General features: G+C 52.2%; 26 protein-coding genes. 8 read left to right on the forward strand and 18 right to left on the reverse strand.

Annotation, left to right across the window (positions count from 1 at the left end; all coding sequences use genetic code 11):
- Nucleotides 1-33 precede the first annotated feature (33 nt).
- The 4 genes from rpoH to ftsY form a co-directional block, all read right to left on the reverse strand.
- Nucleotides 34-891 carry an RNA polymerase sigma factor RpoH gene (gene rpoH, locus LZP69_RS13245; RefSeq protein ID WP_234201207.1) on the reverse strand — a complete coding sequence of 286 codons (858 nt, stop codon included), beginning with the start codon at nt 889-891 and terminating at the stop codon, nt 34-36.
- Between the two features lie 233 nt (nt 892-1,124).
- Nucleotides 1,125-2,090: a permease-like cell division protein FtsX gene (ftsX, locus tag LZP69_RS13250; RefSeq protein WP_234201209.1), complete on the reverse strand. Its 966-nt coding sequence runs from the start codon at nt 2,088-2,090 to the stop codon at nt 1,125-1,127.
- Nucleotides 2,091-2,104: 14 nt separating this feature from the next.
- Nucleotides 2,105-2,794: a cell division ATP-binding protein FtsE gene (gene ftsE / locus LZP69_RS13255; RefSeq protein ID WP_234201211.1), complete on the reverse strand. Its 690-nt coding sequence runs from the start codon at nt 2,792-2,794 to the stop codon at nt 2,105-2,107.
- A gap of 71 nt (nt 2,795-2,865) precedes the next feature.
- Entirely contained in the window at nt 2,866-4,281 is a 1,416-nt protein-coding gene (gene ftsY / locus LZP69_RS13260) for a signal recognition particle-docking protein FtsY (protein WP_234201214.1), read from the reverse strand.
- Between the two features lie 238 nt (nt 4,282-4,519).
- On the opposite strand from ftsY, the gene rsmD reads away from it, so the two are divergent.
- A complete protein-coding gene (gene rsmD, locus LZP69_RS13265; RefSeq protein ID WP_234201216.1) occupies nt 4,520-5,116 on the forward strand; it encodes a 16S rRNA (guanine(966)-N(2))-methyltransferase RsmD in 597 nt (198 codons plus the stop codon).
- A gap of 48 nt (nt 5,117-5,164) precedes the next feature.
- Nucleotides 5,165-5,440 carry a DUF1145 domain-containing protein gene (locus LZP69_RS13270; RefSeq protein ID WP_234201218.1) on the forward strand — a complete coding sequence of 92 codons (276 nt, stop codon included), beginning with the start codon at nt 5,165-5,167 and terminating at the stop codon, nt 5,438-5,440.
- Nucleotides 5,441-5,559: 119 nt separating this feature from the next.
- On the opposite strand, the gene LZP69_RS13275 is transcribed toward LZP69_RS13270, so the two are convergent.
- The 12 genes from LZP69_RS13275 to gspC form a co-directional block, all read right to left on the reverse strand.
- The gene (locus tag LZP69_RS13275; RefSeq protein WP_234201220.1) at nt 5,560-6,321 is read right to left on the reverse strand and encodes a type II secretion system protein N; all 762 of its coding nucleotides are present in this window, start codon (nt 6,319-6,321) and stop codon (nt 5,560-5,562) included.
- 21 nt (nt 6,322-6,342) lie between these two features.
- Nucleotides 6,343-6,819, reverse strand: coding sequence for a type II secretion system protein M (locus LZP69_RS13280; protein WP_234201221.1), 477 nt, complete (start codon nt 6,817-6,819; stop codon nt 6,343-6,345).
- Nucleotides 6,820-8,010, reverse strand: a complete 1,191-nt coding sequence (gene gspL / locus LZP69_RS13285; RefSeq protein ID WP_234201222.1) for a type II secretion system protein GspL — start codon at nt 8,008-8,010, stop codon at nt 6,820-6,822.
- Nucleotides 8,011-8,093: 83 nt separating this feature from the next.
- Nucleotides 8,094-9,092, reverse strand: coding sequence for a type II secretion system minor pseudopilin GspK (gspK, locus tag LZP69_RS13290; RefSeq protein ID WP_234201223.1), 999 nt, complete (start codon nt 9,090-9,092; stop codon nt 8,094-8,096).
- Nucleotides 9,085-9,843 (reverse strand): type II secretion system minor pseudopilin GspJ, encoded by a 759-nt coding sequence (gene gspJ / locus LZP69_RS13295; RefSeq protein WP_234201224.1) that lies wholly within the window; start codon nt 9,841-9,843, stop codon nt 9,085-9,087. Before gspJ ends, gspK begins: the two co-directional genes overlap by 8 nt.
- Complete coding sequence (gene gspI / locus LZP69_RS13300) at nt 9,824-10,195, reverse strand: type II secretion system minor pseudopilin GspI (protein WP_442800686.1); 372 nt, start codon at nt 10,193-10,195, stop codon at nt 9,824-9,826. Before gspI ends, gspJ begins: the two co-directional genes overlap by 20 nt.
- 59 nt (nt 10,196-10,254) lie before the next feature.
- Nucleotides 10,255-10,836, reverse strand: coding sequence for a type II secretion system minor pseudopilin GspH (gene gspH / locus LZP69_RS13305; RefSeq protein WP_234201225.1), 582 nt, complete (start codon nt 10,834-10,836; stop codon nt 10,255-10,257).
- A 36-nt stretch (nt 10,837-10,872) separates the two neighbouring features.
- Nucleotides 10,873-11,307 carry a type II secretion system major pseudopilin GspG gene (gspG, locus tag LZP69_RS13310; protein WP_234201226.1) on the reverse strand — a complete coding sequence of 145 codons (435 nt, stop codon included), beginning with the start codon at nt 11,305-11,307 and terminating at the stop codon, nt 10,873-10,875.
- Between the two features lie 72 nt (nt 11,308-11,379).
- Nucleotides 11,380-12,600: a type II secretion system inner membrane protein GspF gene (gene gspF, locus LZP69_RS13315; protein ID WP_234201228.1), complete on the reverse strand. Its 1,221-nt coding sequence runs from the start codon at nt 12,598-12,600 to the stop codon at nt 11,380-11,382.
- A gap of 3 nt (nt 12,601-12,603) precedes the next feature.
- Nucleotides 12,604-14,175 carry a type II secretion system ATPase GspE gene (gene gspE, locus LZP69_RS13320; protein ID WP_234201229.1) on the reverse strand — a complete coding sequence of 524 codons (1,572 nt, stop codon included), beginning with the start codon at nt 14,173-14,175 and terminating at the stop codon, nt 12,604-12,606.
- Nucleotides 14,168-16,300 (reverse strand): type II secretion system secretin GspD, encoded by a 2,133-nt coding sequence (gspD, locus tag LZP69_RS13325; protein ID WP_234201230.1) that lies wholly within the window; start codon nt 16,298-16,300, stop codon nt 14,168-14,170. The genes gspE and gspD overlap by 8 nt, the downstream gene beginning before the upstream one ends.
- Before the next feature lie 23 nt (nt 16,301-16,323).
- Nucleotides 16,324-17,232, reverse strand: a complete 909-nt coding sequence (gene gspC, locus LZP69_RS13330) for a type II secretion system protein GspC (protein WP_234201231.1) — start codon at nt 17,230-17,232, stop codon at nt 16,324-16,326.
- A 267-nt stretch (nt 17,233-17,499) separates the two neighbouring features.
- Here gspC and hslR point away from each other — a divergent pair, with 267 nt between their 5' ends.
- The 4 genes from hslR (at nt 17,500) to LZP69_RS13350 (ending at nt 22,022) form a co-directional block, all read left to right on the forward strand.
- On the forward strand, nt 17,500-17,892 hold the full coding sequence (hslR, locus tag LZP69_RS13335) for a ribosome-associated heat shock protein Hsp15 (protein WP_234201232.1): 393 nt from the start codon (nt 17,500-17,502) through the stop codon (nt 17,890-17,892).
- Nucleotides 17,893-17,905: 13 nt separating this feature from the next.
- Nucleotides 17,906-18,766 carry an Hsp33 family molecular chaperone HslO gene (gene hslO, locus LZP69_RS13340; protein ID WP_234201233.1) on the forward strand — a complete coding sequence of 287 codons (861 nt, stop codon included), beginning with the start codon at nt 17,906-17,908 and terminating at the stop codon, nt 18,764-18,766.
- 174 nt (nt 18,767-18,940) lie between these two features.
- The gene (locus tag LZP69_RS13345; protein WP_267962107.1) at nt 18,941-20,497 is read left to right on the forward strand and encodes a phosphoenolpyruvate carboxykinase; all 1,557 of its coding nucleotides are present in this window, start codon (nt 18,941-18,943) and stop codon (nt 20,495-20,497) included.
- A gap of 322 nt (nt 20,498-20,819) precedes the next feature.
- A complete protein-coding gene (locus LZP69_RS13350; protein ID WP_234201277.1) occupies nt 20,820-22,022 on the forward strand; it encodes a dicarboxylate/amino acid:cation symporter in 1,203 nt (400 codons plus the stop codon).
- A 63-nt stretch (nt 22,023-22,085) separates the two neighbouring features.
- Here LZP69_RS13350 and LZP69_RS13355 read toward each other — a convergent pair whose 3' ends face one another.
- Entirely contained in the window at nt 22,086-22,853 is a 768-nt protein-coding gene (locus tag LZP69_RS13355) for a ComF family protein (RefSeq protein ID WP_234201234.1), read from the reverse strand.
- Nucleotides 22,854-22,858: 5 nt separating this feature from the next.
- Here LZP69_RS13355 and bioH point away from each other — a divergent pair, with 5 nt between their 5' ends.
- Both bioH and LZP69_RS13365 read left to right on the forward strand, forming a co-directional pair.
- Nucleotides 22,859-23,644 (forward strand): pimeloyl-ACP methyl ester esterase BioH, encoded by a 786-nt coding sequence (bioH, locus tag LZP69_RS13360; RefSeq protein WP_326490270.1) that lies wholly within the window; start codon nt 22,859-22,861, stop codon nt 23,642-23,644.
- 95 nt (nt 23,645-23,739) lie between these two features.
- Nucleotides 23,740-24,231 (forward strand): hypothetical protein, encoded by a 492-nt coding sequence (locus LZP69_RS13365; RefSeq protein WP_234201235.1) that lies wholly within the window; start codon nt 23,740-23,742, stop codon nt 24,229-24,231.
- On the opposite strand, the gene LZP69_RS13370 is transcribed toward LZP69_RS13365, so the two are convergent.
- Nucleotides 24,228-26,225 (reverse strand): LTA synthase family protein, encoded by a 1,998-nt coding sequence (locus LZP69_RS13370; protein ID WP_234201236.1) that lies wholly within the window; start codon nt 26,223-26,225, stop codon nt 24,228-24,230. The two genes, LZP69_RS13365 and LZP69_RS13370, sit on opposite strands and share 4 nt — an antisense overlap.
- Nucleotides 26,226-26,309 lie beyond the last annotated feature (84 nt).

Here is a 26,309-nt window from a genome sequence, read left to right on the forward strand (position 1 = left end):
GCAGGTTTTTTTATTGAGTAGTGCAAGATGAGATTAGATCTCCATCTGACCCTTAAGTTTGTTCATTGCATTCTTTTCCAGCTGTCTGATCCGCTCGGCCGACACCTGATAGGTCTCTGCCAGCTCCTGCAATGTGGTCTTCTCGTCATCTAACCAGCGCGCTCTTAAGATATGTTGGCTACGCTCATCAAGTGTTTTGATGGCCGCCAATAGACGTGCCTGATTATCGGATTCGAGATTATCGTTTTCCACCTGCTGTGCCAGATTGGAAGAGTGATCCTCAAGATAATGTACAGGGGCATAATCCTGTTCATCGTCGTTATCGCTGGCCAGATCGAATGCAGGATCCTGCGCCGCCATACGCGATTCCATCTCGGTGACGTCGGCTTTCGACACACCCAGATTTTCGGCCACCATAGTGACCTCTTCATCGCTGAACCAGCCAAGGCGTTTCTTCGCCTTACGCAGGTTAAAGAATAACTTACGCTGCGCCTTAGTGGTGGCCACTTTTACTATGCGCCAGTTTTTCAGCACATATTCGTGGATCTCGGCTTTAATCCAGTGCACGGCAAATGACACAAGACGAACACCCACATCGGGATCGAAACGTTTTACCGCTTTCATCAGACCAATATTACCCTCCTGGATAAGATCGGCCTGAGGTAAACCGTAACCCGCATAACCTTTGGCAACATGGATAACGAAACGAAGGTGAGACATAATCAACTGCTTCGCAGCCTGGATGTCACCAGTCTCTTGCAGACGCTTCGCCAGCTCATACTCCTCCTCAGGCTCCAGCATGCGAATGCTGTGCGCAGAATGAATATAAGCCTCTAAGCTACCACTGCTTTGAGGGACCATCAGGGCCATTGATTGCGTTTGACTTGTCATTAACGCTCCTACTTCTTGCTAAATTTAACGCGATAAAACCGCTTGCGGCCTCATGGCCATTTCCCCCTATTTAAGACCTTTGTCTCGACCCAGCTTAGGGTTTATATGGGGACAAGCTGATGAACTATCGGCGATCTGACATCCTATGTCAATACACCATTTACCGATTAATTTTGTCCGAATCTATAGACAATGCAAGTGAAGATTAGTTCATCTAGCCAGAGGGAGACAGATCAGGATGGCTCTATGGCGCGCAGATGTTGGCGCACCGACAGGTAAGAGCCTAACCAGCCTAAGAAAGAGGCCAAGAGCATGAGTTCGCCGAGCTCAAACAGGGTTAGCGATTGCATCTTCATCTGGCTGCCGTAGAGGCCCAATAACTCGATAAGCGCTCCGTCAAGATACCAGACCAAGAGGTTAATAATTACCCAGGCGAGCATACCGCCTATCACCCCAAACCAGATGCCAGTATAGAGAAACGGCCGCTGAATAAAGCTCTCGGTCGCCCCCACCAGCTTCATCACCTCAATTTCGGTGCGCCGGTTCATGATCGCCAGTCGAATGGTATTGCCTATCACCAGCACCACCGCCAGTACCAGCAGGGCTGCGATTGCCATTACAGTGCGCTCCAGTAACTTTAATACCGCCTGTAGTCGCTCCAGCCATTCTATGTCCAGGCGGCCAAAGTTGACTTCGGCTTCCAGTTCCAGCTTCTTCAGCAGCTCTTTGGCGCCATTGGGACTGGCATATTTCAGACTTGGGGTGACAGTGATCACCGCAGGCAAGGGGTTTTCATCTAAATAGGCGATGGCATCGCCGAAACCGGATAGGCGCTGAAACTCCTCCAACGCCTGATCGCGATTGATATAACTGACCGCGCTCACCTCAGGGTAGGCACTGATGCGGGTGATCAGGCTCTGTATGCTGCGTTCGCTGCGATCTTTATCGATAAACAGGGAAATTTCGGCGGCGCTGTTCCAGGATTGGGTAATTGTCTCGGCGTTCTTAACCAGCACCTGCAGCGCCGCAGGCAGACTCAGGCTGACCCCCAGCACCGCCATGGTCATGAATGAGGAGACAGGATTGCGCCACAGCTCGCCCATGCTGGCCATGGCATGTTGAATATGGCGCACAAAAAACATCACGATGCGCCCGGTAAAGGGCAATTTGCTACGCACTAATTGAGGTTGTTGATTCATTCACGGCTCCTCAACTACAGGCTAAAGGCAGATTCTGTGGGTAGCTCATTGCCCCCGAGCACCCGCCCCTGTTTCAGTGTCAGGGTGCGATACTTCATCCGGGCAATCAATCCCAGATCATGGGTGGCTATCAGGACAGTGGTGCCCGAATCATTGAAGGTTTCAAACAGACGCAGAATGTCCATGGAGAGCTTTGGATCTAAGTTACCGGTCGGCTCATCGGCCAGCAGCAGCGGCGGCTTGTTCACAATCGCACGGGCGATGCCGACCCTCTGCTGCTCACCGCCGGAAAGCATAATGGGATAATGCCTTTCTTTACCGTAAAGCCCCACCATGTCCAGCGCGGCTAAGACACGCTTCTTAATTTCATGCAGAGCAAAGCCCTCGATCACCAGCGGCAGAGCGATATTGTCAAACACAGAGCGATCCATCAGCAGGTGATGGTTCTGGAAGATCATGCCGATATCCCGCCGCAGGAAAGGCACATCCTTAGGACGAATATTGGCGATATCATGGCCATTGATGGAGACACGCCCCGCATTGGCCCGCTCAATCACAGTGATCAACTTAAGCAAGGTGCTCTTGCCGGCACCGGAATGGCCGGTTAAAAACGCCATCTCGCCGCGCTGCAGATGAAAACTTACATCGGTCAGGGCCTTCTGCCCGCCGGGATAAATTTTACTCACTTGCTCAAATCGAATCATAAGTGTCCAATATTCTTGTAATAATGTTTTAGCCTTACGATAAATATGCCAGCAATCTTACATAATTAACATCACTGCTGGGCTTCGGCTTCCTCTTGGCTAAACAGGGCATCGACAAACTCTTTGGCATCGAATGGGCGCAGATCGTCAATCTGCTCACCAACACCAATATGCCGAATAGGAATACCAAATTTATCGGCAATGGCAAAGATCACCCCGCCCTTAGCCGTACCATCGAGCTTGCTGATGGTAATGCCGGTCACACCGACCGCATCTTTAAACAGCTGCGCCTGGCTGATGGCGTTCTGGCCTGTGCTGGCATCTAGGGTCAGCATCACCTCATGGGGCGCGGTTTCATCCTGCTTCTTCATCACACGCACCACTTTCTTAAGCTCTTCCATCAGGTGCGCCTTATTCTGTAGACGACCCGCAGTATCGGCGATCAAGACATCAACCTTTCTGGCACGTGCTGCCTGCAAGGCATCGAACAATACCGAGGCACTGTCGGCACCCGTGTGCTGTGCAATCACTGGGATCTCGTTGCGCTGACCCCAAACCTGCAGCTGCTCAACCGCTGCGGCGCGGAAGGTGTCACCCGCCGCCAGCATTACAGATTTACCCTGTTTCTGATACTGCTTAGCCAGCTTGCCGATTGTGGTGGTCTTACCCACGCCGTTGACCCCCACCATGAGAATAACGAAAGGCCCATCGCTGTTTTCCGGCACCAGAGGCACACTGACGGGTTCTAAGGTTTTCTGCATCTCTTCGCGCAGCAACTCATAGAGAGCTTCGCCATCTTTTAACTGCTTACGGCTGGCCTGTTCGGTCAAACTGGCGATAAGGCGAGTGGTGGTTTCCACCCCCACATCGGCGATCAGTAGCTGCTCTTCGAGCTCTTCGAACAGATCATCATCGATCTTCTTGCCCTTGAACAAACCGGCAAAGCCGCTGCCGATATTCTCGCTGGTACGCTTAAGACCACGTTTAAGGCGAGCAAAAAAGCCCTCTTTGCTGGGTTTCTGCTGCGGCTCTGGCTGGGCTTCTGCCACTGCTTGTTGCTCTGCGGCCAGACGTGCTTCTTCGGCCTGCTCTGCAGCCAGACGTTCTTGCTCTGCCTGCTCAGCCGCCAGACGTGCTTGTTCGGCCTGCTCAGCTGCCAGACGTGCTTGTTCGGCCTGCTCTGCAGCCAGACGTGCTTGTTCGGCCTGCTCTGCGGCCAAACGTGCTTGTTCGGCCTGCTCTGCGGCCAGACGTGCTTGTTCGGCCTGCTCGGCGGCCAGACGTGCTTGTTCGGCTTGCTCTGCGGCCAAACGTTCTTGCTCAGCCTGCTCTGCAGCCAGACGCTCTTGTTCGGCCTGCTCTGCGGCCAGACGTGCTTGTTCGGCTTGCTCTTGCGCTATTTGCTGCGCCTCTTCTATTTCTGGTGCCGCGACCTCTTGTTTAGGATCGTCTTTACGGAACCAGGAAAAAAAACCTTTCTTTGCCATGTGTAATACCGCTGCTCAGCTACTCAAATTACTGAAATCTATTATGCTCGCCATTATAACCAGATAGCGGCGCCAAATATGCAGAAAAGCCTTAGCTTTTTGCCTAAAACAGAGATTAGCCCACCCTTTTTTGAAAGCTTGGGGTAAAATAACCGCTTCAATTTAGCGCATCAGTCTATCATTTTCTTGGGTCAGACCAAGTGTGAGCTAAGTTTATCCATTAATCGACAGGTATAAAATGGCTAGAAATCGTCCCGCCAGTGGGCAAGTACGTATTATTGCCGGGCAATGGCGCTCACGCCGCCTGCCCATACATGATCTCGAAGGACTACGCCCAACCACTGACAGGGTGAGAGAAACCCTATTTAACTGGCTTGCCGGAGATCTGGCTGGCGCCCGGGTGCTCGACTGTTTTGGTGGCAGCGGCGCCTTGGCATTAGAAGCCCTGTCCCGCTACGCCAGCTATGCCAACATCTTTGAACTACAAACCAGCGCGGCGAAACAGCTAAAACAGAACCTGCTCACCCTCAAGTGCGAGCATGCCGATGTGGTTCAGGGCGATACCTTAGCCTTACTGCAGCAGCCTCCGGCCCAGGGCTTCGATATCGTCTTTATCGATCCGCCATTTCGTAAGGGATTGGCAACCGAGACTATTGCGGCTTTAGATAAGCAGCACTGGCTCAATGACTGCGCGCAGATCTATGTAGAAACCGAGAGTGAGTTGTCCCTTCTGCCAGTGCCTGAAACCTGGGTTCAGCTGAAAGAGAAGAAAGCCGGACAAGTGATCTACCGTCTCTATCAGTATCAAGCACCAACGAACGACGTCATAAACTAAGGCATATCGCAAAATAGCCATAACCGAGTAGCCATAGCCGAGTAAAACATGAAACTTTTTATCTTAAGCGGCAAAGTGATCACCCTCTTTGCCTGGGCACTGATGCTCTATAACCTGCCCAGTCCGATAGGGGGCGATATCGGCCTGCTGCTGAGCCTGCTGTTTATTATCACCCTCTTTATGCATGCGGTGCAGGTGCTGATTTTCCACATAATGTTCAAAGCCCTGATGCCAATCCGCAAGCGCCATTATCTTTGGGTGCTGCTATTTGGCGTTTTCAGTCTGTTGGAGCATCGCCAGCAACTGCTCGCCCCTAAGGGATAAGCCCTTGGCTTTGTCGCTAAAAAGCCAGTAAAAAAAGCACCTTGTGGTGCTTTTTTTACTTTATGTCTACTTTGCTACAAGCTAGTGTTTCTACAAGCTAGTGCCAGCCAACAGCTAGGCTACATGCCGGGGATACGCCCCTGATAGCTGATGGGGTAATAGCCCTGGCTGTCTTTCTTACCGAGGAAACTCAAAGCCTGTTTCAAATCTTTAGGTTGAGCATCCGTCTCTCTGATCTTGGCGCTGACCTGGAACTGACTCTTATCTTTGAGCAGAGCGCTGCCCGACACGCCCAAGGCATTCATGGTCTCATCTGTGGCTATCTTGATGTTGCCATCGACGCAGCTTAATCCCAGCTCAACATCCCCTAGCGGATATTTACCGAACTGATTATTCACCTGCAATTGCTGGGCAAACATCTTGCCACTCAGCTGCTCACACCAGGATGTGCCCTGAGTCAACTGCTGCACTATCAGGCTAAAGTTACCTTCCACCTGAGTCCTGAAGGGCAGACGGCTGTTGCCGAGCAGAAACTCACTCGGCGCATCGAAACGCAGCTGTTCTATATCCACACCCGAGGTGGACAGAGACACCAAGCCTTTACCATTGACCGCATGGGCACGATTGCCCACAGTCAGATCCAGATCCGCCTTACCCAGCAGTAATCCCCAGGGATTGAGCTCCCAACTGACTAACTCCAGCTGACGCTGACCTATGAGCACCTGCTCGGCACTGCCCGACCAGACACTGCCCGAAACGCCGCTAATTTTAACCATATTCGGCAAAGGCGCCAGGCTGACGGCAACACTGGCCGGAAACAGGGCGACTAAAAAAACCAGATAAACGACAAAACCGATCGCTATTTTCTTCACTAGACTCACAAATACACCTTAACGCCTTGATTACTGCGACAATTGAATACGACGGACTTTAACAAATCCTGGCGTATCGGACTGAGCCAGCTCGATATTATCCAGCGACATCCCTTTTTCCTGCACCAGATCGCTCAGGTAGCCCAGTAGTGAATTGAAAGGCACCTCATCCATCCACACCTGTATCTTGTTGCCCTGGGGCTGCATTCGGGTGATCTCCAGGCCAAAACTCTTCGCCCCCTGGGTCACGGCTGTACTTAGGCTGCCTGAATAGACTTGCTTACCACCCGCCTGTTTCAAACCGGCTATCTTATTGGCGGTCTGCTTAACATAATTGAGGGTATTTTGCTGCGCCTGCAAGGCCCGCTCCGCATCCGCTTCGGCATTGCTGATGGGAGTCCAGATCCCCCAATAGCCGATGCCCACCACCAGCATCACACCGCAGGCTGCAACCAACTGCTGCTCCCGCAGAATTAACCCGTTCCACCACGCCTTAATGTTGTCCATCTACTTGCTCCTCAGGGTTAAGGTGCTGTTGATCTTATCATCGGCGCTGTTCATCGCCCCAGCATTGACCTCGAAACGATTTGAGATCAGCTGAGTAAACTGCTCAATCTGGGCATAGCTCTTGGCGGTGATCTGCATGCGTATCTCGTTGCGGCCACTGTCGAAACGCAGTGTGGTCGGTTTGAGATCCGGCACGGCAATAAAGGCCTGCTTGAGTTCATCAAGCATGGTAAAGAAAGCGGCACCGCTGCCAGAACCCTGCAGGCTGCGCAGGGCACTGTCCATCTGCGAGCGGATATTGACCACCCGCGAGCTGCCAACCACCTGTTTAAAGATTTGGCTGCTCTGTTGCTGCAACTGCTCACGCTCGCTGTTCATCTGGTGAATGTTGAGCCCTTTATTCACCAGAGCCAGCACCAGCGCTACAAATAGCACTATGGCACTATTGCGCCACAGCAGCAGATGCTTGCCATATTCACGTTTAGGGGTATAAGCCCCGGTAAGTAGGTTCAGGGGCGCATGTAAGATACCTTTGGCCAGCACTAACATGGGCAGATCTAAAGGCTGAGGCTGAACCTCAACCCCCTGGATCTCAAGCTCGCTGTAGTTTGCCAGCGTGACCACTTCTTCCTGCTCTTTCTCGACCAATTTAGGCAAGGCGGCATTAAACCAGCCGGCGTCCAAGCTGACACCACTGCCACTGCCGGTACGCAGCAGGTAATCTGAACCAAACTGCATCACCGCCCACTTACACTCTTGCAATGGCAGCGCCAGACAATCGGGTACTATCTGCCGAGCACGGATGCCCGCATCCTTAAGCCAGGAGAGCCAGTTCTGCATCTGCGAATGCGCCACCACGGCAACGCTTAAAGCCTCTCCGTCACGGGGGCCGGTCACGAAATGCAGCTCATCGACATTCTCTGCCAGACTCTCTTCAAGCATAAAGGGTAAAGCCTTGATCGCCTGCCGCTGACCCTTTTCGGGCAGTTGTACCGAGGTCAGGGTGATCGCCGATGCGGGCACCAGAATATCCACCGGACGATTACCGGCGCGCTCTGCCAGTGTCGACAAAGCATTGGCATCGGCCAGCTCTCCGGAAGCGATGATCTCTTGCTCCTGCTCAGACCAAACCAGCCAGGCGCAGCTTTGGTCTATGCTTCTTCCTAAACGGATAAATAATCGTTCACTCAAGGTCTTTCTCCACAAGTCGCATCAGCCAACAGCTCTGACTTGTTTTATTCTATTTTACCTGCCGTATATCACAGCAAAGGTGACTATTTCTGCCCGCCATACTGACGCGTCAGTACCTCTAACTTGGTCTTACCGACGACTCTAAGCACACTCTCTAAACGGAAGGTGGCACTATCGACTCTGGCCGCCGCCTCCAACAAAAAGTAATTGCTCTTCAGGCTAAAACTGGAGGCCAGCTTCTGTTCACTCTTCAACGAAGAGATAGAACTATTCTCCCAAAACTCATCGATCGAATCGTAACCATCTGGCGGGCGCTGGTTGATGATGCTCTCCGCCTCGCCCACGCTTATCTTATTATCTAACATGCCGGCCAATAACGCCGCCTGTTCTATCTCTATGGTATTGACGTTCAGCACTTGCCTGTCATTACCCGGTATCGCGCAGATATAGGGTGTCAGCTTGAGGTAAACCTCCTGGCTGACCCCCATCACGGCGCGCAGTTCGCTGCGATGATTCATTATGGTGTTGGCCGCGCGATAGGCTATGGTTCGCGACTCATACTCCGCATCCTCGGCGCCAAACGGGCTGGTTACCGTATCCTCATCCAGATAATCTTTCAGTGTATGGGTCAGGCGCTCCGCAGAGAAATCATCCATACCTAAGGCCACCAGCAAACCCTTAAATTGCTGCGCCGGCAGCGACAGTTTCGGCTGGCCATTCTCCACTTCGCTGCTCTTCATCGACAGTGAGTTGAGATTAAAACAGGCCTGCATATCACTGATGCGGCCACCTATTTCGCCCTGCTCGGCAGGAAAAACCACATTGGCCTGAGCCCAGTACTGCTGACGGTGGATCTTACCATCGTCGGCATCTTTCAAATCTTGTTCTAGCACCTTCTTGGCCAGCTCTTCGGCCGAGATGGCATACCAGTATGCCTGATCATATTGCGCCAGGTTGATGGTACGGCGCACCGAGATCTGGTTTCGGCTGTTGATGTTAGTGGCGATCACCGCAATCATGGCGACTATCATCAGCACCACTATCAGTGCGACACCGCGCTGTTTTCGAGGCAAATTAGACATTATTATCCTCGACCTCAGGCACAGTACCGTCATCCTCTGGGTTCTCTTCGCTACCCTCTTGCGTATCCGTTTCCGAGCCGTCATCCGGTTGATTGCCGGCATTATCGTCTTCATCGTCGCTCGGCGTCAGCAAGGCGCCCTTAGGCAATAAAAACTTACGCTGTATCTTGCCCAGCCCTTCGACATCTATCTCCATCGCAATCGCCTGGGGTAGACTGGTGGCCTCTATTTTTCGCTGCCACTGATTATCAACAAAAAAAGCGTACTCCAGTGACACCACGTCCTTAATCACCACAGTTTTTATCGGCTCAGTGCCAAACTCCGGCTCAGGATAGGGAAAAAACCAGCGCTCTAAATTATGGTTCTGCACCACATAGGCCACTGACTGCAAGCTGCCTCTGGGCAGAATGCCATCGGGATTGAGCCAGCCGATGCGAAAGAAGACGATCGCCTCCGAGTCAGGATCCGTATCCAGCAGATCCGCCCCTGTCTGGAGCACTGTGCTGCCCCGCCCCCCTTCGAGGGAGCGTGGGGTGCGGGCAACCATCTGCCCAAAGTCCCGCTCCAGGGCACCAAAACCCTGCTGTAATGCCTTGAGTCTGTCGGCAAACTCCGCCGTGGTGGCATCATTTTTCATCACAGTTTGCAGCACTGAGTTAGCCGCCAGCCCCAACATGGCAAAGATGGCGATGGCCACCAGCATCTCCAGCAGGGTAAAGCCCTGGGCTCCCTTAACCTTCATTGAATACATAACTGCTGACCTGAGCGACAATCCGCTGATACCTTTCATCATCGCTAACGCTTATGCGTATCATACGAAAGCTATCATCTGCGGTTTTCACCACTTCCTTACGCCAATACCACTCTTTATCCGCCAGCTCGACCCGCCCCTCTTTGCGGCCCAGTGCGGGAAACTTCTCCTCTAGTCGGGCATCGACCATCTGGTTATCGGCGACCCACTGTGCCAGGGTGCGCTCCTCCAGAATCGGCATGTTGGCGATCTGCTGTCCCAGACTCTTAGTGATAGACACGGCCGCTGTCGCAAAGACGGCCAGGGCGACTATCACCTCAAGCAGTGTCATGCCTCGCTGCTTATTACGCACCCAATGCCTCCGGACTGACAAGCTGTAGCTGTGCGCCCCTTAAGCCGGTGTTATGGACCTTATTCATCTTCGAATCCATCGTCTCTCCCCAGAGTTAACCGGCCAAGCGCATCGCCAACCACCAATGTATCAATCTCATCTCCCTGCTCATCCTTGCTGACAAAGGTCAGCTCGAAGGCACTCATCTCGCCGCTGGGAAACAGCATTACCTGCGGCTCGGGGAATTTCTTTTTCTCTTCTTCCGTTAGCTCAATAAGAGGCTCATCGAACCAGGAGTCATCCTCTTCATCCTCTTGAGACAGGGGCAAGCCATCTAGGATAAGACTCATCTCAACCCCATAGGGCATCTCTCGCTCTGCCAGCAGGCGATCATCCTCTAAAGGTTTCCATTTGCCCTCTTCGTAATAGACAAACTTGTAATAACTCTTGTCTATTACTATGCCGATAAACTGGCCGCTGAGCACAGTCTCATCCAGCACCAACTCAGTAGTGGCGATAAACTGCTTTGCCGTGCGCTCCAGCTCCTGCTGCTTACCGGCACTGCTTGAGGTGTAGGTCACCGCCGCGGCCGCAAGACCGATCAGCAAGATGACCAACAAGACCTCCATCAGGGTAAACCCCGACTGACGCAGCGACCTCATTAGGCTCGACTCTTAGACTGAATCATCGACTGGCTATTATTGGAAATCTTGCAGATTCCAGCTGCCAACATCGTCTTCAGTGCCTGGCTGACCATCGGGACCTGCGCTGAAAATATCTATCTTGCCGCGCTCACCTGGGCTTAACAGCAGGTAGTTATTTCTCCATGGGTCCTGTGGCAGACGCTTCACATAGCCGTCGCTACGGTAGTTACGTGGCTCAGGCGAAATGGTTGGCTTCTGAACCAGCGCCTCAAGCCCCTGCTCTGTGGTTGGGTAAACACTGTTATCCAGACGGTACATATCCAAGGCATTTTCCAATGCCACTATGTCAGATACCGCTTTTTGCAGATCGGCCTTATCTTTGTTACCCATCAGGTTAGGCACAACCAAAGAGGCAAGGATCCCCAAGATCACGATAACCACCATCACTTCTAACAGGGTAAAACCTTTCTGCTTGTTTCTTGCTTGCATTACTACATCCTCTATTAAGTGCTAACTCCCGTGAGTGAGCACGCTATTGCATGGTTTTGCTGCTCTGGCGCATCAACCACTAATCATATTGTTCAATTCTAAAATGGGTTGCAGGATCGCCAGCACGATAAACAACACCACCGCCGCCATGCTGACCACCAGCAAAGGCTCAAATACCCCGAGCGCGATATTCACATTGGACTCAAACTCGCGATCCTGGTTGTCCGCGGCGCGTTCCAGCATCTGCTCCAACTGACCACTTTTTTCACCCGAGGTGATCATATAGAGCATCATAGGCGGAAAAAGTTTAGTATTGGCCAGTGCCGCGCCTAAACTTGTCCCCTCACGCACCCGAGCGGTTGCCTCTTCGACAGCCACCCTAACCCTGGCATTCATCAAGACCTCGCTGGCGATACGCATCGCATCCAGCAGCGGCACCGAGCTTGCGGTGAGAATACTCAAAGTACGGGCAAAACGCGCGGTATTGAGCCCCTTACTGACCCTGCCAATCACAGGCATATTCAGCAGCGCACTATCGAAACGCATCCGATTGGCACTGCTCTTAAGCAACTGCTTAAAACCAACGATCGCCAGCACTATTACCCCAAGGAGGATAAAACCATAGTCGCGCACAAAGTCCGATGCGGCGATCAAAAGCTGGGTCGTCCAGGGCAACTCCTGCCCCATATGCTCAAACTGTCCAACCACCTGAGGCACAACCGCCGCCAGCAAGATAGCGATAACGCTGATAGCCACCACAGTCAGCACTATGGGATAGATCATCGCCTGAGTCATCTTGCCCTTGAGCTGTTGACGCCGCTCTGTGTAATCCGCCAGACGGTTGAGCACCACCTCAAGGTGACCGGATTTCTCGCCAGACGCCACCATGGCACGATAGAGATCATCGAAAATATGCGGGAACTCGGCCATGGAATCGGCCAGGCTGTAACCTTCTACCACACGTGAGCGCACCGCCATCACCATGCTGGCGAGACGATCTTTCTCACACTGCTGGCCCACGGCCTTAAGAGATTCTTCGATAGGCAGACCCGATGCCACCAGGGTGGCTATCTGACGGGTGATCATCGCCAGCTCGGACACCGAGATGCCGCGCTTAAAACTAAAACCGCCCGACTTGACCTTAGACTCTTTCTCCACCACGGCGGTAATTTCCAGCGGCATCAGGCGCTGTTCACGCAGTTGACCACGGGCATGACGCGCCGTATCGGCTTCTATCACCCCTTTCTGCTGTTTACCTTTAGTGTCGAGCGCTTTGTATTCATAGGCTGGCATCCGTTACTCCTCGCGGGTGACGCGCAGCACTTCTTCCAGGGTAGTGACCCCGGCCAGCACTTTGCTCATGCCATCGTGACGAATACTGGGCACTGTCTTGCGTATGTGTTTCTCAATAGCCAACTCACCGCGGCCTGTATGGATCAACTCACGAATATGGTCGTCCACCAGCAGCAATTCATGGATACCGGTACGGCCACGATAACCGTTATTACCACAGGCGCTACAGCCGTTGGCACGGTAGATATGACGCGGATCGTCGGCATCTATCCCTAACAGCTCCCGCTCGCGCTGATCCGGCAGATGCTCTGTCTTACAGACAGGACACAAGGTACGGATAAGACGCTGCGCCAACACCCCGAGCAGACTCGAAGAGACTAGGAAGGGCTCAACCCCCATATCCTGCAGACGAGTAATGGCACCCGAAGCCGTATTGGTGTGCAGGGTCGAGATCACCAAGTGACCCGTTAAGGAGGCCTGCACGGCAATTTGGGCGGTTTCCAGATCCCGGATCTCACCTATCATCACCACATCCGGATCCTGACGCAAAATGGCGCGTAGGCCACGAGCGAAGGTCATATCCACCTTAGTATTTACCTGAGTCTGACCAATACCGGCCAGCTCATATTCGATAGGATCTTCAACCGTGAGTATGTTGGTGTCGATGGAGTTGATCTCGGTCAGACCCGCATACAGGGTCGTACTCTTACCCGAACCCGTTGGCCCGGTCACCAGAATGATACCGTGAGGTTTGCGGATCAGCTGATCAAACTGCTGGCGAATTGTGTCTGTCATCCCCAGCTGTTTCAGATCCAGATTGCCGGCGTTCTTATCCAACAGACGTAATACCACACGCTCGCCGTGGCTAGAGGGCATGGTCGAGACACGCACATCCACGGCGCGACCGGCAATACGCAGCGAGATACGGCCATCTTGCGGCACCCGCTTCTCGGCGATATCCAGACGGGCCATGACCTTGATACGCGACACTAACAGCGAAGATAACTTACGGTTTGGCTTGAGCACCTCTTTCAGCACGCCGTCGACGCGGAAACGCACCACCAGCTGTTTCTCATAGGTCTCGATATGAATATCCGAGGCTTCCTCTTTGATCGCCTCAGACAGGAGCGCGTTGATCAGACGAATAATAGGCGCATCGTCATCCCCTTCGAGCAGATCCTCAGTTTGTGGGATCTCCTCGGCCAGGGTGAAGAGATCCATTTCGTTGCCTATATCCTGCATCAGCTGCTGGGCTTCAGACGAGTTAGCCTGATACACCTTGGTCAGTTTAGACTCAAAAGCAGTGGCTTCGAGCTGAGTCAAGGCCAGTTCCTGCCCGGTATAACGGCGCACCTCAAGCATAGCCTCGATAGGCGTCGCCTCTGTATGGAACAGGGTTAACTTGCCCGACTCTTCCTTTTCCAGTACTAGCTGAAAGCGATGAGCAAAGGCAAAGGGCAACCGTTCACGGCTATTAGAGTGAAACACTTCATCCGATTCGGCCTCTTGCGCCAGCCCAAGTTCACTCGATACCTGGGCCAGTTCATCATTTTGGGAGGCTTGCAGATCACTCATCGGCTTTATCTTGCTTCTTGCTGTCTGAAATATGCTTCAGAGTCGAATCGCTTTCACGTAGCGGCGTGTCTAGCCCCTTACGCTCTTTGTAACGCTCTAAGACTTCGTTGACCTCGGGCGGCAGGTATTCCTCCTGGTTCCACTCTTCAAGCACAGGCACATCGGCACCCGGCATCAAGCTTACGCCACGCTCCTGCTGCTCAAGTTGAAGGGCACGGAAGTAGTTGTACTTACGACTCGCGACCCCTTCCATAGTGATACCGTCACGGATAATGGTCGGCTTAATAAACACCATGAGGTTACGTTTTTTCTTGCTGCTGGAGGTGGACTTGAACAGATGCCCCAGGATAGGGATATCACCAAGGAAAGGTACTTTCTGCACACTCTCCTGTGTCTCTTCGTTGATCAGACCGCCGAGGACGACAATTTGACCCGAATCGGCCATCACAGTGGTGGTCAGACGGCGGGTGGCGAAGGTCACGTCGACGCCTGTATTACCATTGATACCCGACACTTCCTGCTCTATGGTCAGTTTCACTGTGCTGCCTTCGTTGATCTGGGGCACCACTTTGAGCTTCACACCGACCTCTTTACGCTCAACGGTCTGGAATGGGTTACTGTTACCATTGCTGGAGTTCTGGGCGCCAGTCAGGATAGGCACTTCATCACCAACGATAAAGGAGGCTTCCTGGTTATCCAGGGTGGTGATAGAAGGTGTTGCCAGCACGTTAGAGGTGGTATCGCTAGATACTGCCTGCACCAAGGCACCAAAGTCGCCCATAGCCAGGCCCCACGCCATGCCATTTACCTTACCCAAAGCCTGAGCCAATAGCGTGATATCGCCACGGGTATCTGGGTTAGTGGTCGTTACCGGGTTACCATTGCTGTCGATAGTAGTGACTGTGTTACCGTCTTCCCCTTGCGCCTGCCAGATACCTGCACCGACTTCGCCTATGGTTGGGCCAAGGTTGTTAAACTGGGTTCCACCACCGGCTTCTGTAGCCCACTGCACACCGAAGCCAACATTATCCCCTTCGGCGACCTCGACTATGATGGCTTCAACCAATACCTGAGCACGGCGAATATCCAACTGATTGATCACACTCTCAATGGTGCGCATCTGATCCGGCTCTGCACTTATCACTAAGGCGTTCGTATCGGCGTGAGCCATAATATTGATTTCATTACGACGTGAGCTTCGGCCTCCCCCTTGAGGATTCGCCGCGCCTTCCTGCTCTCTCGAGAGTTTTTCCGCAAAGCCCGTCAACACTTCCACCAACTCTTCGGCTTTGGCATAGCGCAGATAGCGCACCTTAGTATTGCCGGTCGATGCCTGCTCGGCATCTAAGGTTTTGATTAGGGCAACCACACGCTGACGACTCTTCTCATCACCGCTGACCACCACGGCATTGGTACGCTCATCGGCAACCACTTTAGGCGCCTGCCCCGGCATCTGCGCCTGGTTGGCGGTCGCGCGGTAGAGGGTATCGATAATGCGCACGATTTCACCAGCAGAAGCATACTCTAAAGGCACAACTTGCACCTCGGTATCACCCTGTTTATCGACGCGGCGTACTATGTCCACCAACTTGTTTACCACGGCGGCGCGGCCAGAAATCATCAAGACGTTTGAAGGGTCGTAGTTCACTACGTTACCACCACCGGCGTTATCGTTTAACTGACGCAGTAGCGGGGCGAGCTGTTTGGCTTCTGTGTTATACAGGGCAACTATGCGTGTCACCATCTCATCACCAAGGCCTGGGCTTCTGTCATCGGCTACGCGTATGGCCGAGGTCTTGGCATCTTTATCCTTGATCACCTTGATGATGTTGTTGTCCATCTCGACCACGGCATAACCATACACCTGCAGCACATTGAGGAAGAACTGATAATATTGCTCATCATTGAGCAGATCATAGCTGCGCACATTGATTTTGCCGCGTACCGTCGGGTCGACAATAATAGTGCGATTCAAGTTTTTACCGACAATATTGATAAACTCTTGAATGTCAGTGCCTTTGAAATTAGCCGCATATTGTTCAGACCATGCCTGCGAAGGCGCTAACATGGATGCGCCCAAAAACATGCTCGCAATAAGATTGCGGCGGACTTTCTTGTTGTTCATTAATTACTTCCCCTAAACCCTTTTTATTGCGGCAAACTAAACATGATCTCTACCAATTGACCCTCTCTCTCCACCATCAAGGAGATCTCGGTCAATTCAGGCAACTGCGCCATCACTTCCAATGCCTGGCTCATATCAGTTAGATCATAGCCGTTAATTGATTTGGCTAAATCATTAGCCTTCAAACCTGCTTGTTGAAACAATTCTCGATTCTTGCCGGGGTTTAATCTGTACCCCTGAACTTCACCATCACTGTTAACCGGTGAGATAGCCAGATAGTCGGTGATCTTACTTGGATCCTGCAGCGAGTTAAGTATCTCTTCCGATACCTCTTCATCGTCCCGTCTATCCACTTTAGTCACATTGCCAGCTCGCTTGGCTTGTTGCAGCTGATCGTTAGCACTGCTTTGCGCATTATATTTCAGGCCATCTAACATCAGGGTTTCGTAACGCCCGCTATTGGAGATGATGATGCGATCGGCGTACACCTCTTTGAGTGAGGCCGCAGTGCCTTTAATCTGATCGCCTAGGCTATAGGTATTCTGGCTGCCGCTAGACTCAATCACCGCCAGACCTTTCTGCTCGGCCGTCGAGGCAACGACACCAGTTAATTGGATGGATAAGGAGGTCTTAGGCGCATCCATCAGCTTCTCTTCGACAGGCGCGACTTTAGGTTTGTCGGCGTTGGGATCGGCCTTGCCAAACAGGGATAGGTTTTCCAATCCCGCTAGGTTGACCGATGAAGAAGCGCCACCCACTTGGGTCGGCGTTGGTTTCCACGCTGTGGTAGTTTGGCTGGCGGGCACAAATTTCCATGTTATTTGTGCCAGAAGATAAGCAGAAACAATCAGGCCCAGCCAAAAAATAGCTGTGCTCAGAGGCTTGTGGGGTACACCTTTGGCCACAGAAATAACTTTATCTAAAATATCCATGTATATGGACCCTCTAAACAGGTCTCTAATCTAATTAAGTAATAATTTAATAACATACTATAGCTAATGCTAACCTAGACTGTTATCTGCAACAAGCCTATAACTGATGCTATATTGGCCTATAGCCTTTATTTATGCTAACTTTACGCGCCTAAAAAGGGTGTGAGGTCAGTCGCTATATCGCCATTATCGCCCGCCTTTGGATGTAACTTATTGTTAAGCCTGTGAGCTTACCCATCTTTTGTCTGCCTGTAGAGGAGGTTTGTCTTGGTTCCGGAACAAGCTGTGACTGTCAGATTGGACAAATGGTTATGGGCCGCCCGATTTTACAAAACCCGCGCCCTGGCCAAAGAGATGATTAACGGTGGCAAAGTACACTACAACGGCCAAAGGACAAAATCGAGCAAAATTGCAGAAATCGATGCAGTTATCCGCCTGCGTCAGGGTCATGATGAGAAAGAGGTCGTGATCAAAAAGTTATCAGAACATCGCCAAAAGGCGGTTATCGCCCAAACCTTATATGAAGAAACATCCGAAAGCATAGCCAAACGAGCAACCTATGCCGAGGCAAGACGCTTAAATATGCTCAATAATCCAGCGCCGGATACCAAGCCGGACAAAAAACAGCGTCGTCAACTAATACGCTTTAAAGCCAGTTAACCGTGAGAGTAAGATGAGTAAAGATATATTAAACCGTTATCTGTTCGATGATGCCGACGTTCGTGGCCAGACAGTGCAGTTAGAAGCAAGTTATCAAGAGATGTTATCGGCTCACACTTACCCGATAGCCATTCAAAATCTGTTGGGCGAGCTGATGGCTGCCACTTCACTGCTGACCGCCACACTGAAACTCGATGGCGATATCAGCGTCCAGGTTCAGGGTGATGGCCCGGTTTCTCTGGCGGTGATCAACGGCAATAATCAGCAACAGCTGCGTGGTGTCTCACGCTGGCAAGGCAATATCAGCGACGATGCCGACCTGTCTCAGTTGATGGGTAAAGGCCACATGGTGATCACCTTAACCCCGAGCAATGGCGAGCGTTATCAGGGCGTGGTCGCCCTAGAGCAACCCACTCTCGCTGGTTGTTTAGAGCAATACTTTGCGCAATCGGAGCAACTGCCCACCACAATTCGCCTATTCGCCAACGGCAAACAGGCCGCCGGTATGCTACTTCAGGTGCTGCCGGGTGAGAGCAAACATAATGAGGCCTATGAGCATCTGGAACAGCTCACCAGCACAATTAAAGCCGAAGAGTTGTTTGAACTGGAAGCGACCGAAGTGCTGCACCGCCTCTACCACCAAGAAGCGGTACGCCTGTTCGACCCCATTCCTGTTACCTTCCGCTGCACCTGCTCTCGTGAGCGCAGCGCCCAGGCACTACGCACTATTGCCAAGTCGGAGCTGGACGCTATCTTAGCAGAACAAGGTAAAATAGAGATGGGCTGTGAGTACTGCAACAGCAACTACAGCTTCGACTCTATCGATATCGAAGCCCTGTTCAAAAATGCCGCAGCGACCGATATTCAGCAATAAAATCTAACAGTTATCACACTAAAAGGGTCAAAGTCATTCACTTTGACCCTTTTTTATTCACACATTATGCATTCTTGCCTCGCACTGACATCCCCCCTTAAGTTACACTCAGACACCTGCAGCGAATAGCAGCAAAAAAGCTGGCACAGACCGGCACTTAAAATGACCTATATGATGGAGATCTCACAGATGTTAGATGGAGCTCAGCGAGTCCATAAAAACCTGACAACGGCACAACTGGTTGAAATGGCTCTGGCCCGTGGCGAAGGTGAACTGACTGCCAATGGCGCGCTAGTTGCTAAAACTGGCGAACGTACCGGACGCTCACCTAAAGATCGCTTTATTGTTAAGGAAGCCAGTTCGGAGCAAGATATCGAATGGGGCGCAGTTAACCAGCCATTCGAGATGAGTGCATTTAACGCCCTCTGGCAACGAGTGACTGAATACCTTTCCGATAAAGAAACCTTTGTATCTGAACTGGAAGTGGGCGCCGACCCCGACCATTACCAACCCCTACAAGTCACCACCCAAACCGCCTGGCATCAACTCTTTGCCCGTAACCTGTTTATCGTGCCCGAGGAGTTTAATGCTGCAAACAAACCCGTTTGGCAGATCCTCAACGCACCTGGCTTCGTCTGTGAACCTGAGCGTGATGGCACCCATTCTGATGCAGTTGTGATCATCAACTTCGCCGATCGTAAAGTCCTGCTCGCGGGTCTGAAATATGCCGGTGAGATGAAAAAATCTATGTTCTCTGTGCAGAACTTCCTGTTGCCAGTCAAAGACGTACTGCCAATGCACTGCTCGGCAAACGTGGGTAAAGATGGCGATACCACGCTGTTCTTCGGCCTATCAGGTACAGGTAAAACGACACTGTCTGCGGATCCTAAGCGTTTCCTTATCGGCGATGATGAGCATGGTTGGGCCGAAGGCGGCGTATTCAATATCGAAGGCGGCTGCTACGCCAAGTGTATCGATCTAAGCCAGAAGAATGAGCCAGTGATCTGGGATGCTATTCGTTTTGGTACAGTATTGGAAAACGTCACCTTAGATGAGCAGCGCGTACCTGACTACAGCAACACCAGCCTGACAGAAAACAGCCGCGCCGCCTATCCGCTGGAACATATCGCCCAGCGTAAACTGGACAACCGCGGTGCTGAGCCCCATGCAGTTGTGTTCCTGACCTGTGATGTTTCAGGGGTATTACCTCCTGTCTCCAAGCTAAGTAAAGAGCAAGCAGCCTACCATTTCCTTTCTGGTTATACAGCTAAAGTGGGTTCAACCGAGATCGGCTCGACTTCGGCAATTCAATCGACCTTCTCAACCTGTTTCGGCGCACCTTTCTTCCCACGTCCTGCGGGCGTGTATGCCGAGCTGTTGATGAAGCGTATCGAAGCATTCGACAGCCAGGTTTACCTGGTTAACACTGGCTGGACTGGCGGTCCTCACGGCGTAGGTAAGCGTTTCGACATTCCTACTACCAGAGCGATCATCGACGCCATCGTCAGTGGCGAACTCAAGCAGGTAGAAACAGTGCATATCGACAAGCTTAACCTCGATATTCCTATGCAGGTATCTGGTGTCGACACGAATCTGCTTAACCCGGTTAATACCTGGGAAGACAAAGCAGAATATGACAAATATGCCCATCAGCTAGCACAAGCCTTTGCGGATAACTTCGCAAAATATCAGGTGTCAGATGCAATCAAGCAGGCAGGCCCTCAGATTTAATCATCACTGAGCCTCACCTTAGTCAGGGAGCCTTTCGGCTCTCTGGCTAACACTCTCTCCATCAAATGCTCCCCCAGCCGCAAGCCTTTTCTCAAGGCAATATCAAAAACATACGACTAAATGCCGCGTAACTTATTGTTTTATGCTGAACATAAGGCTTTAATAACAAACTGATGAATCTGAGTTCCGCCATTGCCTAACAGGCGCTAATGTCGCTCCAAAGCTGTCAGCCGGTGTAACTCTTACTGTCCTATTATTCAGGCCCTAAGCCATTGCCTGCTGATAACACGAGGTCGCTGTGACGAACAAAACCAATAAACTGATGCGCAACATAGGGGTGCAGGTTGTTATCGCCATGATCATCGGCGCCGCCGTTGGATTCATCATGGGTGAAGATGCCACTGTTTTTGCTCCCTTAGGCACCCTCTTTATCCATCTGATTAAGATGCTAGTTATCCCCCTGGTGCTTGTCTCTATTATCGCCGGCGCCGCGAGTCTGGGCGACAGCCCCAAGGCCGGTAAAGTCGGCATAGGCACCTTTAGTTTCTTCATCTTGACCTCGGGTGTCGCCGTTGTTCTGGCTCTGGTGTTAGGTAACCTATTTCAGCCCGGTAATGGCATAGACTTCACCAATCATGCTAGCGGTGATTTGATGCAAGTGACAGAAGAGCAAGGTACCCTACCCGGCGTAATGGATACCTTTATCGGCATGATCCCCACCAATGTGTTTGAATCATTAACCGGTGGCAACATATTGCAGATCTTAGTGTTCAGCATCTTCTTCGGTATCGCGCTCACTAAGGTAAAAGGAGATGGCGCCAAGCCTATCGTAGCGGCGCTCAACACCATAATCGACGCCTTCGTGTGGATGATTAACTGCGTGATGATTATCGCCCCTATCGGCGTATTTGGCCTGATGGCAGACTCGGTGGGTACCTTCGGATTCGATGCCTTAGAAGTGGTGCTCAAACTCTTTATCGTGTTTGTATTCGCCATCTTACTGTTTGGCTTTGTATTCTTCCCCCTGCTGGTGCACTTTTTCTCCCGCACCAGCGCAAGGGAGTTCATCAGCAAGATGAAGAAGCCTCAGGTGATGGCACTCTCGACGGCATCATCTATGGCGACCCTGCCTGTGACCATGGAGACCTGTGAAGAGGAGCTGAAAGTCTCTAAACCCACAGCCTCCTTCGTGCTACCCCTAGGCGCCACCATCAACATGAGCGGTAATGCCATCTATTACGGCCTGGTGGCCATCTTCTTCGCCCAGATGTACAACATAGATCTCGGCATTGCCACCTATGCGGCTATCATCTTCACCTCCACTTTAGGCGCAATTGGTCAGGCCGGCGTTCCCGGCCCCTCCTTCCTTGTGGTCGCTGTGCTGCTGGCCGCGGGTATTCCCATCGATGGTTTGCCGCTGCTGTTTGCTCTGGATAGGGTCTTTGACATGATTCGAACCGCCCTTAACATTACAGGCGATGCCGCCTGCGCCGTGATCATGGATAAATACACCCGAGAGGATTAATAAGCCCAGGGATTTAGCCCAAAAAACGCCCGATTGAGGGCGTTTTTTGATTGTGAAAACAGGTTAATCTGACAATCCCGGCGCTTCGGCCCTTGCCAGACACCAGACCTGAACTTGGATATAACGCGCCTCAAACAGCTTGGCTATGGTGTTTACCGTAGTGCCTGTCGTCACGACATCATCCACTATGGCGATGCGCTGATACTCAATATCCTGCTGTAGTTTGAAGGCATCGGCCAAATTGCGCCGCCGCTGACGCCCGGTTAACCCCTCCTGAGGACGGGTATCGACGCTGCGGATCACCGCGTGCTCAAGTAGCGGCAGCTTGAGTTTGTCGCTCAGTACCTTAGCTATCAGCCAGGCTTGATTAAAGCCTCTCTGCCTGAGTCGATTTGGGTGCAAAGGCACAGCCACAATTGCCTGAGGCCACTGGGTAAGCCCCAAAGCCTCCAGCGCCTCTATCCGCGCCACTAAGGCATCACAGAGACAATCCAAGGCCGCCAGTTGCCCCTGATACTTGATGGCCGCCACATGTTCGCCTATTCCCTGATGATAACTCCCCGGCGCCACCACGGCTAAGGGAGGCTTCACCATGCAGCTTCCGCAATAGCGGGTCTGCATCACCAAAGGGCGCCCGCATCCCAGACAGCTTGGCCTATGATAGAGACTCGCGCCCAGGCAGGTCTCACAGATGCCACTACCGCCAGAACGCAGAGTCTGATGGCACATCAAACAACGATTAGGTAGACTAGCGCCGAGCCAGCCAAACAAGCGCCTCCAGTTGAAGGCCTGTCTGGCAGAAAGGAATTTCCAGCGTTCGAGTAGAGGCATTTTGAGTGAGTCAGCTATCCCTGCATATTGAAACTATAGGCCAAGGCACCCCAATCGTCATGCTCCATGGCTGGGGCGTCAACAGCGCGGTATTTACCCCACTGCACGACGCGCTGCAGGGCTACTGTGTTCACTATGTGGATCTGCCCGGATTCGGCCACAGCCCGGCCATTAAGGGCGATATAGACGATTGGGTAGAGACCATTGTTCATCAGGTGCCAGAAAGCGCCATCTGGATTGGCTGGTCTCTGGGGGGATTGATCGCCAGTCGCACCGCGCTGCGTTTCCCAGGTCGGGTAAAAGCACTGGTGACCATAGCCTCCTCCCCCTGTTTTATGGCGCGAGAATCAGAGAGCTGGCCGGGAATCGCGCCGCAAGTGCTAACACAATTTGCCACCGACCTTGAGCAAAATCTGCCTAAGATGGTAGAGCGTTTTCTCGCGATACAGGCCATGGGAAGCGAGAGTGCCAAGCAGGATATTAAGCAGCTCAGAGAGTTGGTGATGGCCAGGCCGCTTCCCGACAGCAATGCCCTCAAACAGGGGTTAGCCATGCTGCAGCATGTGGATCTGCGCCCCGAGCTCGACACTCTTAAGCTGCCCTGGCTGAGACTGTGGGGACGTCTCGATGGTTTGGTCTCCCGCCGGGTGCCACCACTGCTGCCTCAGGCCGATGGGCAGATCCAAGATACTATGTTTCTAAAGGCGTCCCATGCGCCCTTTATCTCCCACACCACGCCTTTTTGTGAAGCACTCTTAGGTTGGCTGAGGGACTTAAACGAGCGTTGTTAAGAACGACGCCGTTTTGCGCCAGATAGGCAAAACTTACGCTTTTACTTGTTGAATTTTTTGTTTATTCTTTAAGCATTAATCAAGGAGTGAATAGCATGCTAGTGGTGACCAACTACCCTCAAGTTCCCCTCGCGACGACCAACGCCGCGACGGAATCTGTGCGGGTAGAAAACCAGCAGCGCCCGCCTATCATTCCCGCACCACAACTGGCTAAGAGCAACGAAGAACGCGCCTTTAATCCACAGCATGAACGCACAGCCGAACAGGCCGATATCCAGGCAAAACGCCACGAGAAAGTGCATACCAAGGGACAGGGAAATCAGCAGCAAGGCGGGCAGCAGGAACAGAAAAAACAGCAGAGTGCCAACGGCTATTCAGCATTTTTTAAACCTGCGCTCAAACGCCAGGATATTCGAGTCATACAGCCTGGGCATTCTCACGCCGCCCAGCAAAAGCAGCAAGATGACAAGGACGAGACTTCCAAACAGCCTGCCAGCTTCTACGACAGCGTTTCAGCCCACATCACCCGCTTTTATCAGACCCAGACCCACCCTAAGGATGAGTCTGCACTGCTAACCATAATTTAAGACTTATCGCCCTGTTTAGGGAACTGATACAGGTGCTGCTGATAGGCCATGCTGCCCCATAGCGCCCAGGAAAGGGCCGTCTGCTTCATCTCGGCGCTCTGATCTTTATGCACCATATTGCCGTTACTAAAGTCATATTCGAACCCCGTTGGCTCACGATCCGGCTGCAGAATAACCACATCCTTGCCCCGCATATAAGCCATATTCTTGTCGTATTGCATCAGGGCACGGCCTGGCCAATCCTGAGGCGCCTGAGTCAAATCCCGCCCCAGCATAGGATAGCTGTCTGAGATCCCGATTAAGGACAACAAGGTTGGCGCCATATCGATTTGACTGACGACTCGGCTATCTCTGCTCGCAGCAACCCCATCACCTAAAATCAGGCCGGGAATACGAAAACGTGAGATGGGCACCAGATCGGCGCCGCCGACGCGACTGTCATGATCGGCGACAACCAAAAACACAGTATCTTTCCAATAGTCTGAACTTTTTGCCATCTTGAAGAACTCACCAATGGCATAGTCGGCATACTTGGCCGCGTTATTGCGGCTCTGTTTCGGCTGCTCATAGAGCTCGATACGATCGTCAGGAAACTCGAACGGATCGTGATTGCTGGAGCTAAATACCAGACTAAAAAAGGGTTTACCCTCTTTATGCAGTTGCTCGAACTCCTGATGAGCACGTTCAAGCAGATCTTCATCCGACACGCCCCAGGAACCGATAAAAGTGGGGTTCTGATAATCTTTCTCATCGACGATATCGCTAAATCCATTACCGAGGAAGAAGCTCTTCATATTGTCGAAATGGCTCTCGCCACCATAGATAAACTGTGTCTCATAGCCATGACGCTTTAGCAGCTCGGCTATGGTAAAGAAGTTAGTCTGGCTCTTACCCAGCTTAACCACGGAGCGAGCCGGTGTTGGCGTAAAGCCAGTAGTTACCGCTTCGATACCGCGCACAGAGCGGGTACCTGTGGCATAGAGGTTTTCAAACAGCCAGCCCTGCTCGGCCAGCTTATCGATATTCGGAGTCAGCGGCAGGCCGCCTAAGCTGCCGACAAAGCGGGCGCCCAGGCTTTCCTGCAATAAAATCACCAGGTTCTTCGGCTTGCCCTGATAACTGGCGCGATTATAGGTCACACTGGGCAGATTATCAGACTCGAAGGCACTCAGTGGACGACCACTCTCCTTACGTATGGTGTCTATCACCAGCTGCTTATCCAGCTTGCCATAGACCTTAGCGGCACTGTCCTCACTTTCCATCTGACTGATGGCAAAAAACAGCGAATAGGTCGAGTTAATCACCAGTGAATTGACCAGAGGATCATCGGCAAAGGCCACCATAGCCGGATTCAGCGGTCTGTGACCCAGACTGGAGCGCGCCCCGGCAAAAGTCGCGACTATCACCAGCAAGGCGATAACCGGGCGCCAATTCCACTTGGGATACCTTATATTACGCAGCAAAGCACCGGTTAATTTCCAGCCGCCCCAAAGCGTCAGGCCACCAATCACTAGGCCAAACAGCAGCTCGAGCTTACGCCCGGCCCACAACATAGACAGCACTTCTTTCGGATAGATAAGGTATTCGATATAGAGGCGGTTGGGTCTAAGACCGTATTCTTGAATAAATGAGGGCGTCGAGATCTCCAGAAACACCAGCAGATAAAGCCCTAGGGTCAACCAGACGCGCAGCACCATTTTCCAGCCTCGGCCGATAGCATGGTCGCCACTGAAGATCACGCTGCCGAGCGCCGCGACACCCCATATCCAGCATACCGTGGCCAGATCGACTCTGAGCCCCTGAAACAGTAGATGTGACCAGCCATCGACCGCCGATACGCGCTCCAACTGCCACAGGCCTAAACCGATCCGGCTTAAGGTGGTGATCGCTATGGCAATCAACGCAAAACAGCAGATGGCACCTAAGATACCGGTTTTAGATGATCTGAGTTTTGAACCCGCCCAGGCGACCAAAGTTGATAAAGCTGTACCCATGTTTTTCCTAAGCTAACCTCTGTAAAACTGCTTCTTTTTTGAGCAGGCGCGAAGATTACCCTGTTAACCGCCGCATGGATACAG

The organism is Shewanella sp. AS1, assembly GCF_021412565.1.
Taxonomy (GTDB): domain Bacteria; phylum Pseudomonadota; class Gammaproteobacteria; order Enterobacterales; family Shewanellaceae; genus Shewanella.

Excerpts from the sequence above, each read along its gene's own strand:
- rpoH (WP_234201207.1), bottom strand. The coding sequence starts at position 891 with ATGACAAGTCAAACGCAATCAATGGCCCTGATGGTCCCTCAAAGCAGT.
- ftsX (WP_234201209.1), bottom strand. The coding sequence starts at position 2,090 with ATGAATCAACAACCTCAATTAGTGCGTAGCAAATTGCCCTTTACCGGG.
- ftsE (WP_234201211.1), bottom strand. The coding sequence starts at position 2,794 with ATGATTCGATTTGAGCAAGTGAGTAAAATTTATCCCGGCGGGCAGAAG.
- ftsY (WP_234201214.1), bottom strand. The coding sequence starts at position 4,281 with ATGGCAAAGAAAGGTTTTTTTTCCTGGTTCCGTAAAGACGATCCTAAA.
- rsmD (WP_234201216.1), top strand. The coding sequence starts at position 4,520 with ATGGCTAGAAATCGTCCCGCCAGTGGGCAAGTACGTATTATTGCCGGG.
- LZP69_RS13270 (WP_234201218.1), top strand. The coding sequence starts at position 5,165 with ATGAAACTTTTTATCTTAAGCGGCAAAGTGATCACCCTCTTTGCCTGG.
- LZP69_RS13280 (WP_234201221.1), bottom strand. The coding sequence starts at position 6,819 with ATGGACAACATTAAGGCGTGGTGGAACGGGTTAATTCTGCGGGAGCAG.
- gspK (WP_234201223.1), bottom strand. The coding sequence starts at position 9,092 with ATGTCTAATTTGCCTCGAAAACAGCGCGGTGTCGCACTGATAGTGGTG.
- gspJ (WP_234201224.1), bottom strand. The coding sequence starts at position 9,843 with ATGTATTCAATGAAGGTTAAGGGAGCCCAGGGCTTTACCCTGCTGGAG.
- gspH (WP_234201225.1), bottom strand. The coding sequence starts at position 10,836 with ATGAGGTCGCTGCGTCAGTCGGGGTTTACCCTGATGGAGGTCTTGTTG.
- gspG (WP_234201226.1), bottom strand. The coding sequence starts at position 11,307 with ATGCAAGCAAGAAACAAGCAGAAAGGTTTTACCCTGTTAGAAGTGATG.
- gspF (WP_234201228.1), bottom strand. The coding sequence starts at position 12,600 with ATGCCAGCCTATGAATACAAAGCGCTCGACACTAAAGGTAAACAGCAG.
- gspE (WP_234201229.1), bottom strand. The coding sequence starts at position 14,175 with ATGAGTGATCTGCAAGCCTCCCAAAATGATGAACTGGCCCAGGTATCG.
- gspD (WP_234201230.1), bottom strand. The coding sequence starts at position 16,300 with ATGAACAACAAGAAAGTCCGCCGCAATCTTATTGCGAGCATGTTTTTG.
- gspC (WP_234201231.1), bottom strand. The coding sequence starts at position 17,232 with ATGGATATTTTAGATAAAGTTATTTCTGTGGCCAAAGGTGTACCCCAC.
- hslO (WP_234201233.1), top strand. The coding sequence starts at position 17,906 with ATGAGTAAAGATATATTAAACCGTTATCTGTTCGATGATGCCGACGTT.
- LZP69_RS13345 (WP_267962107.1), top strand. The coding sequence starts at position 18,941 with ATGGAGATCTCACAGATGTTAGATGGAGCTCAGCGAGTCCATAAAAAC.
- LZP69_RS13350 (WP_234201277.1), top strand. The coding sequence starts at position 20,820 with ATGCGCAACATAGGGGTGCAGGTTGTTATCGCCATGATCATCGGCGCC.
- LZP69_RS13355 (WP_234201234.1), bottom strand. The coding sequence starts at position 22,853 with ATGCCTCTACTCGAACGCTGGAAATTCCTTTCTGCCAGACAGGCCTTC.
- LZP69_RS13365 (WP_234201235.1), top strand. The coding sequence starts at position 23,740 with ATGCTAGTGGTGACCAACTACCCTCAAGTTCCCCTCGCGACGACCAAC.
- LZP69_RS13370 (WP_234201236.1), bottom strand. The coding sequence starts at position 26,225 with ATGGGTACAGCTTTATCAACTTTGGTCGCCTGGGCGGGTTCAAAACTC.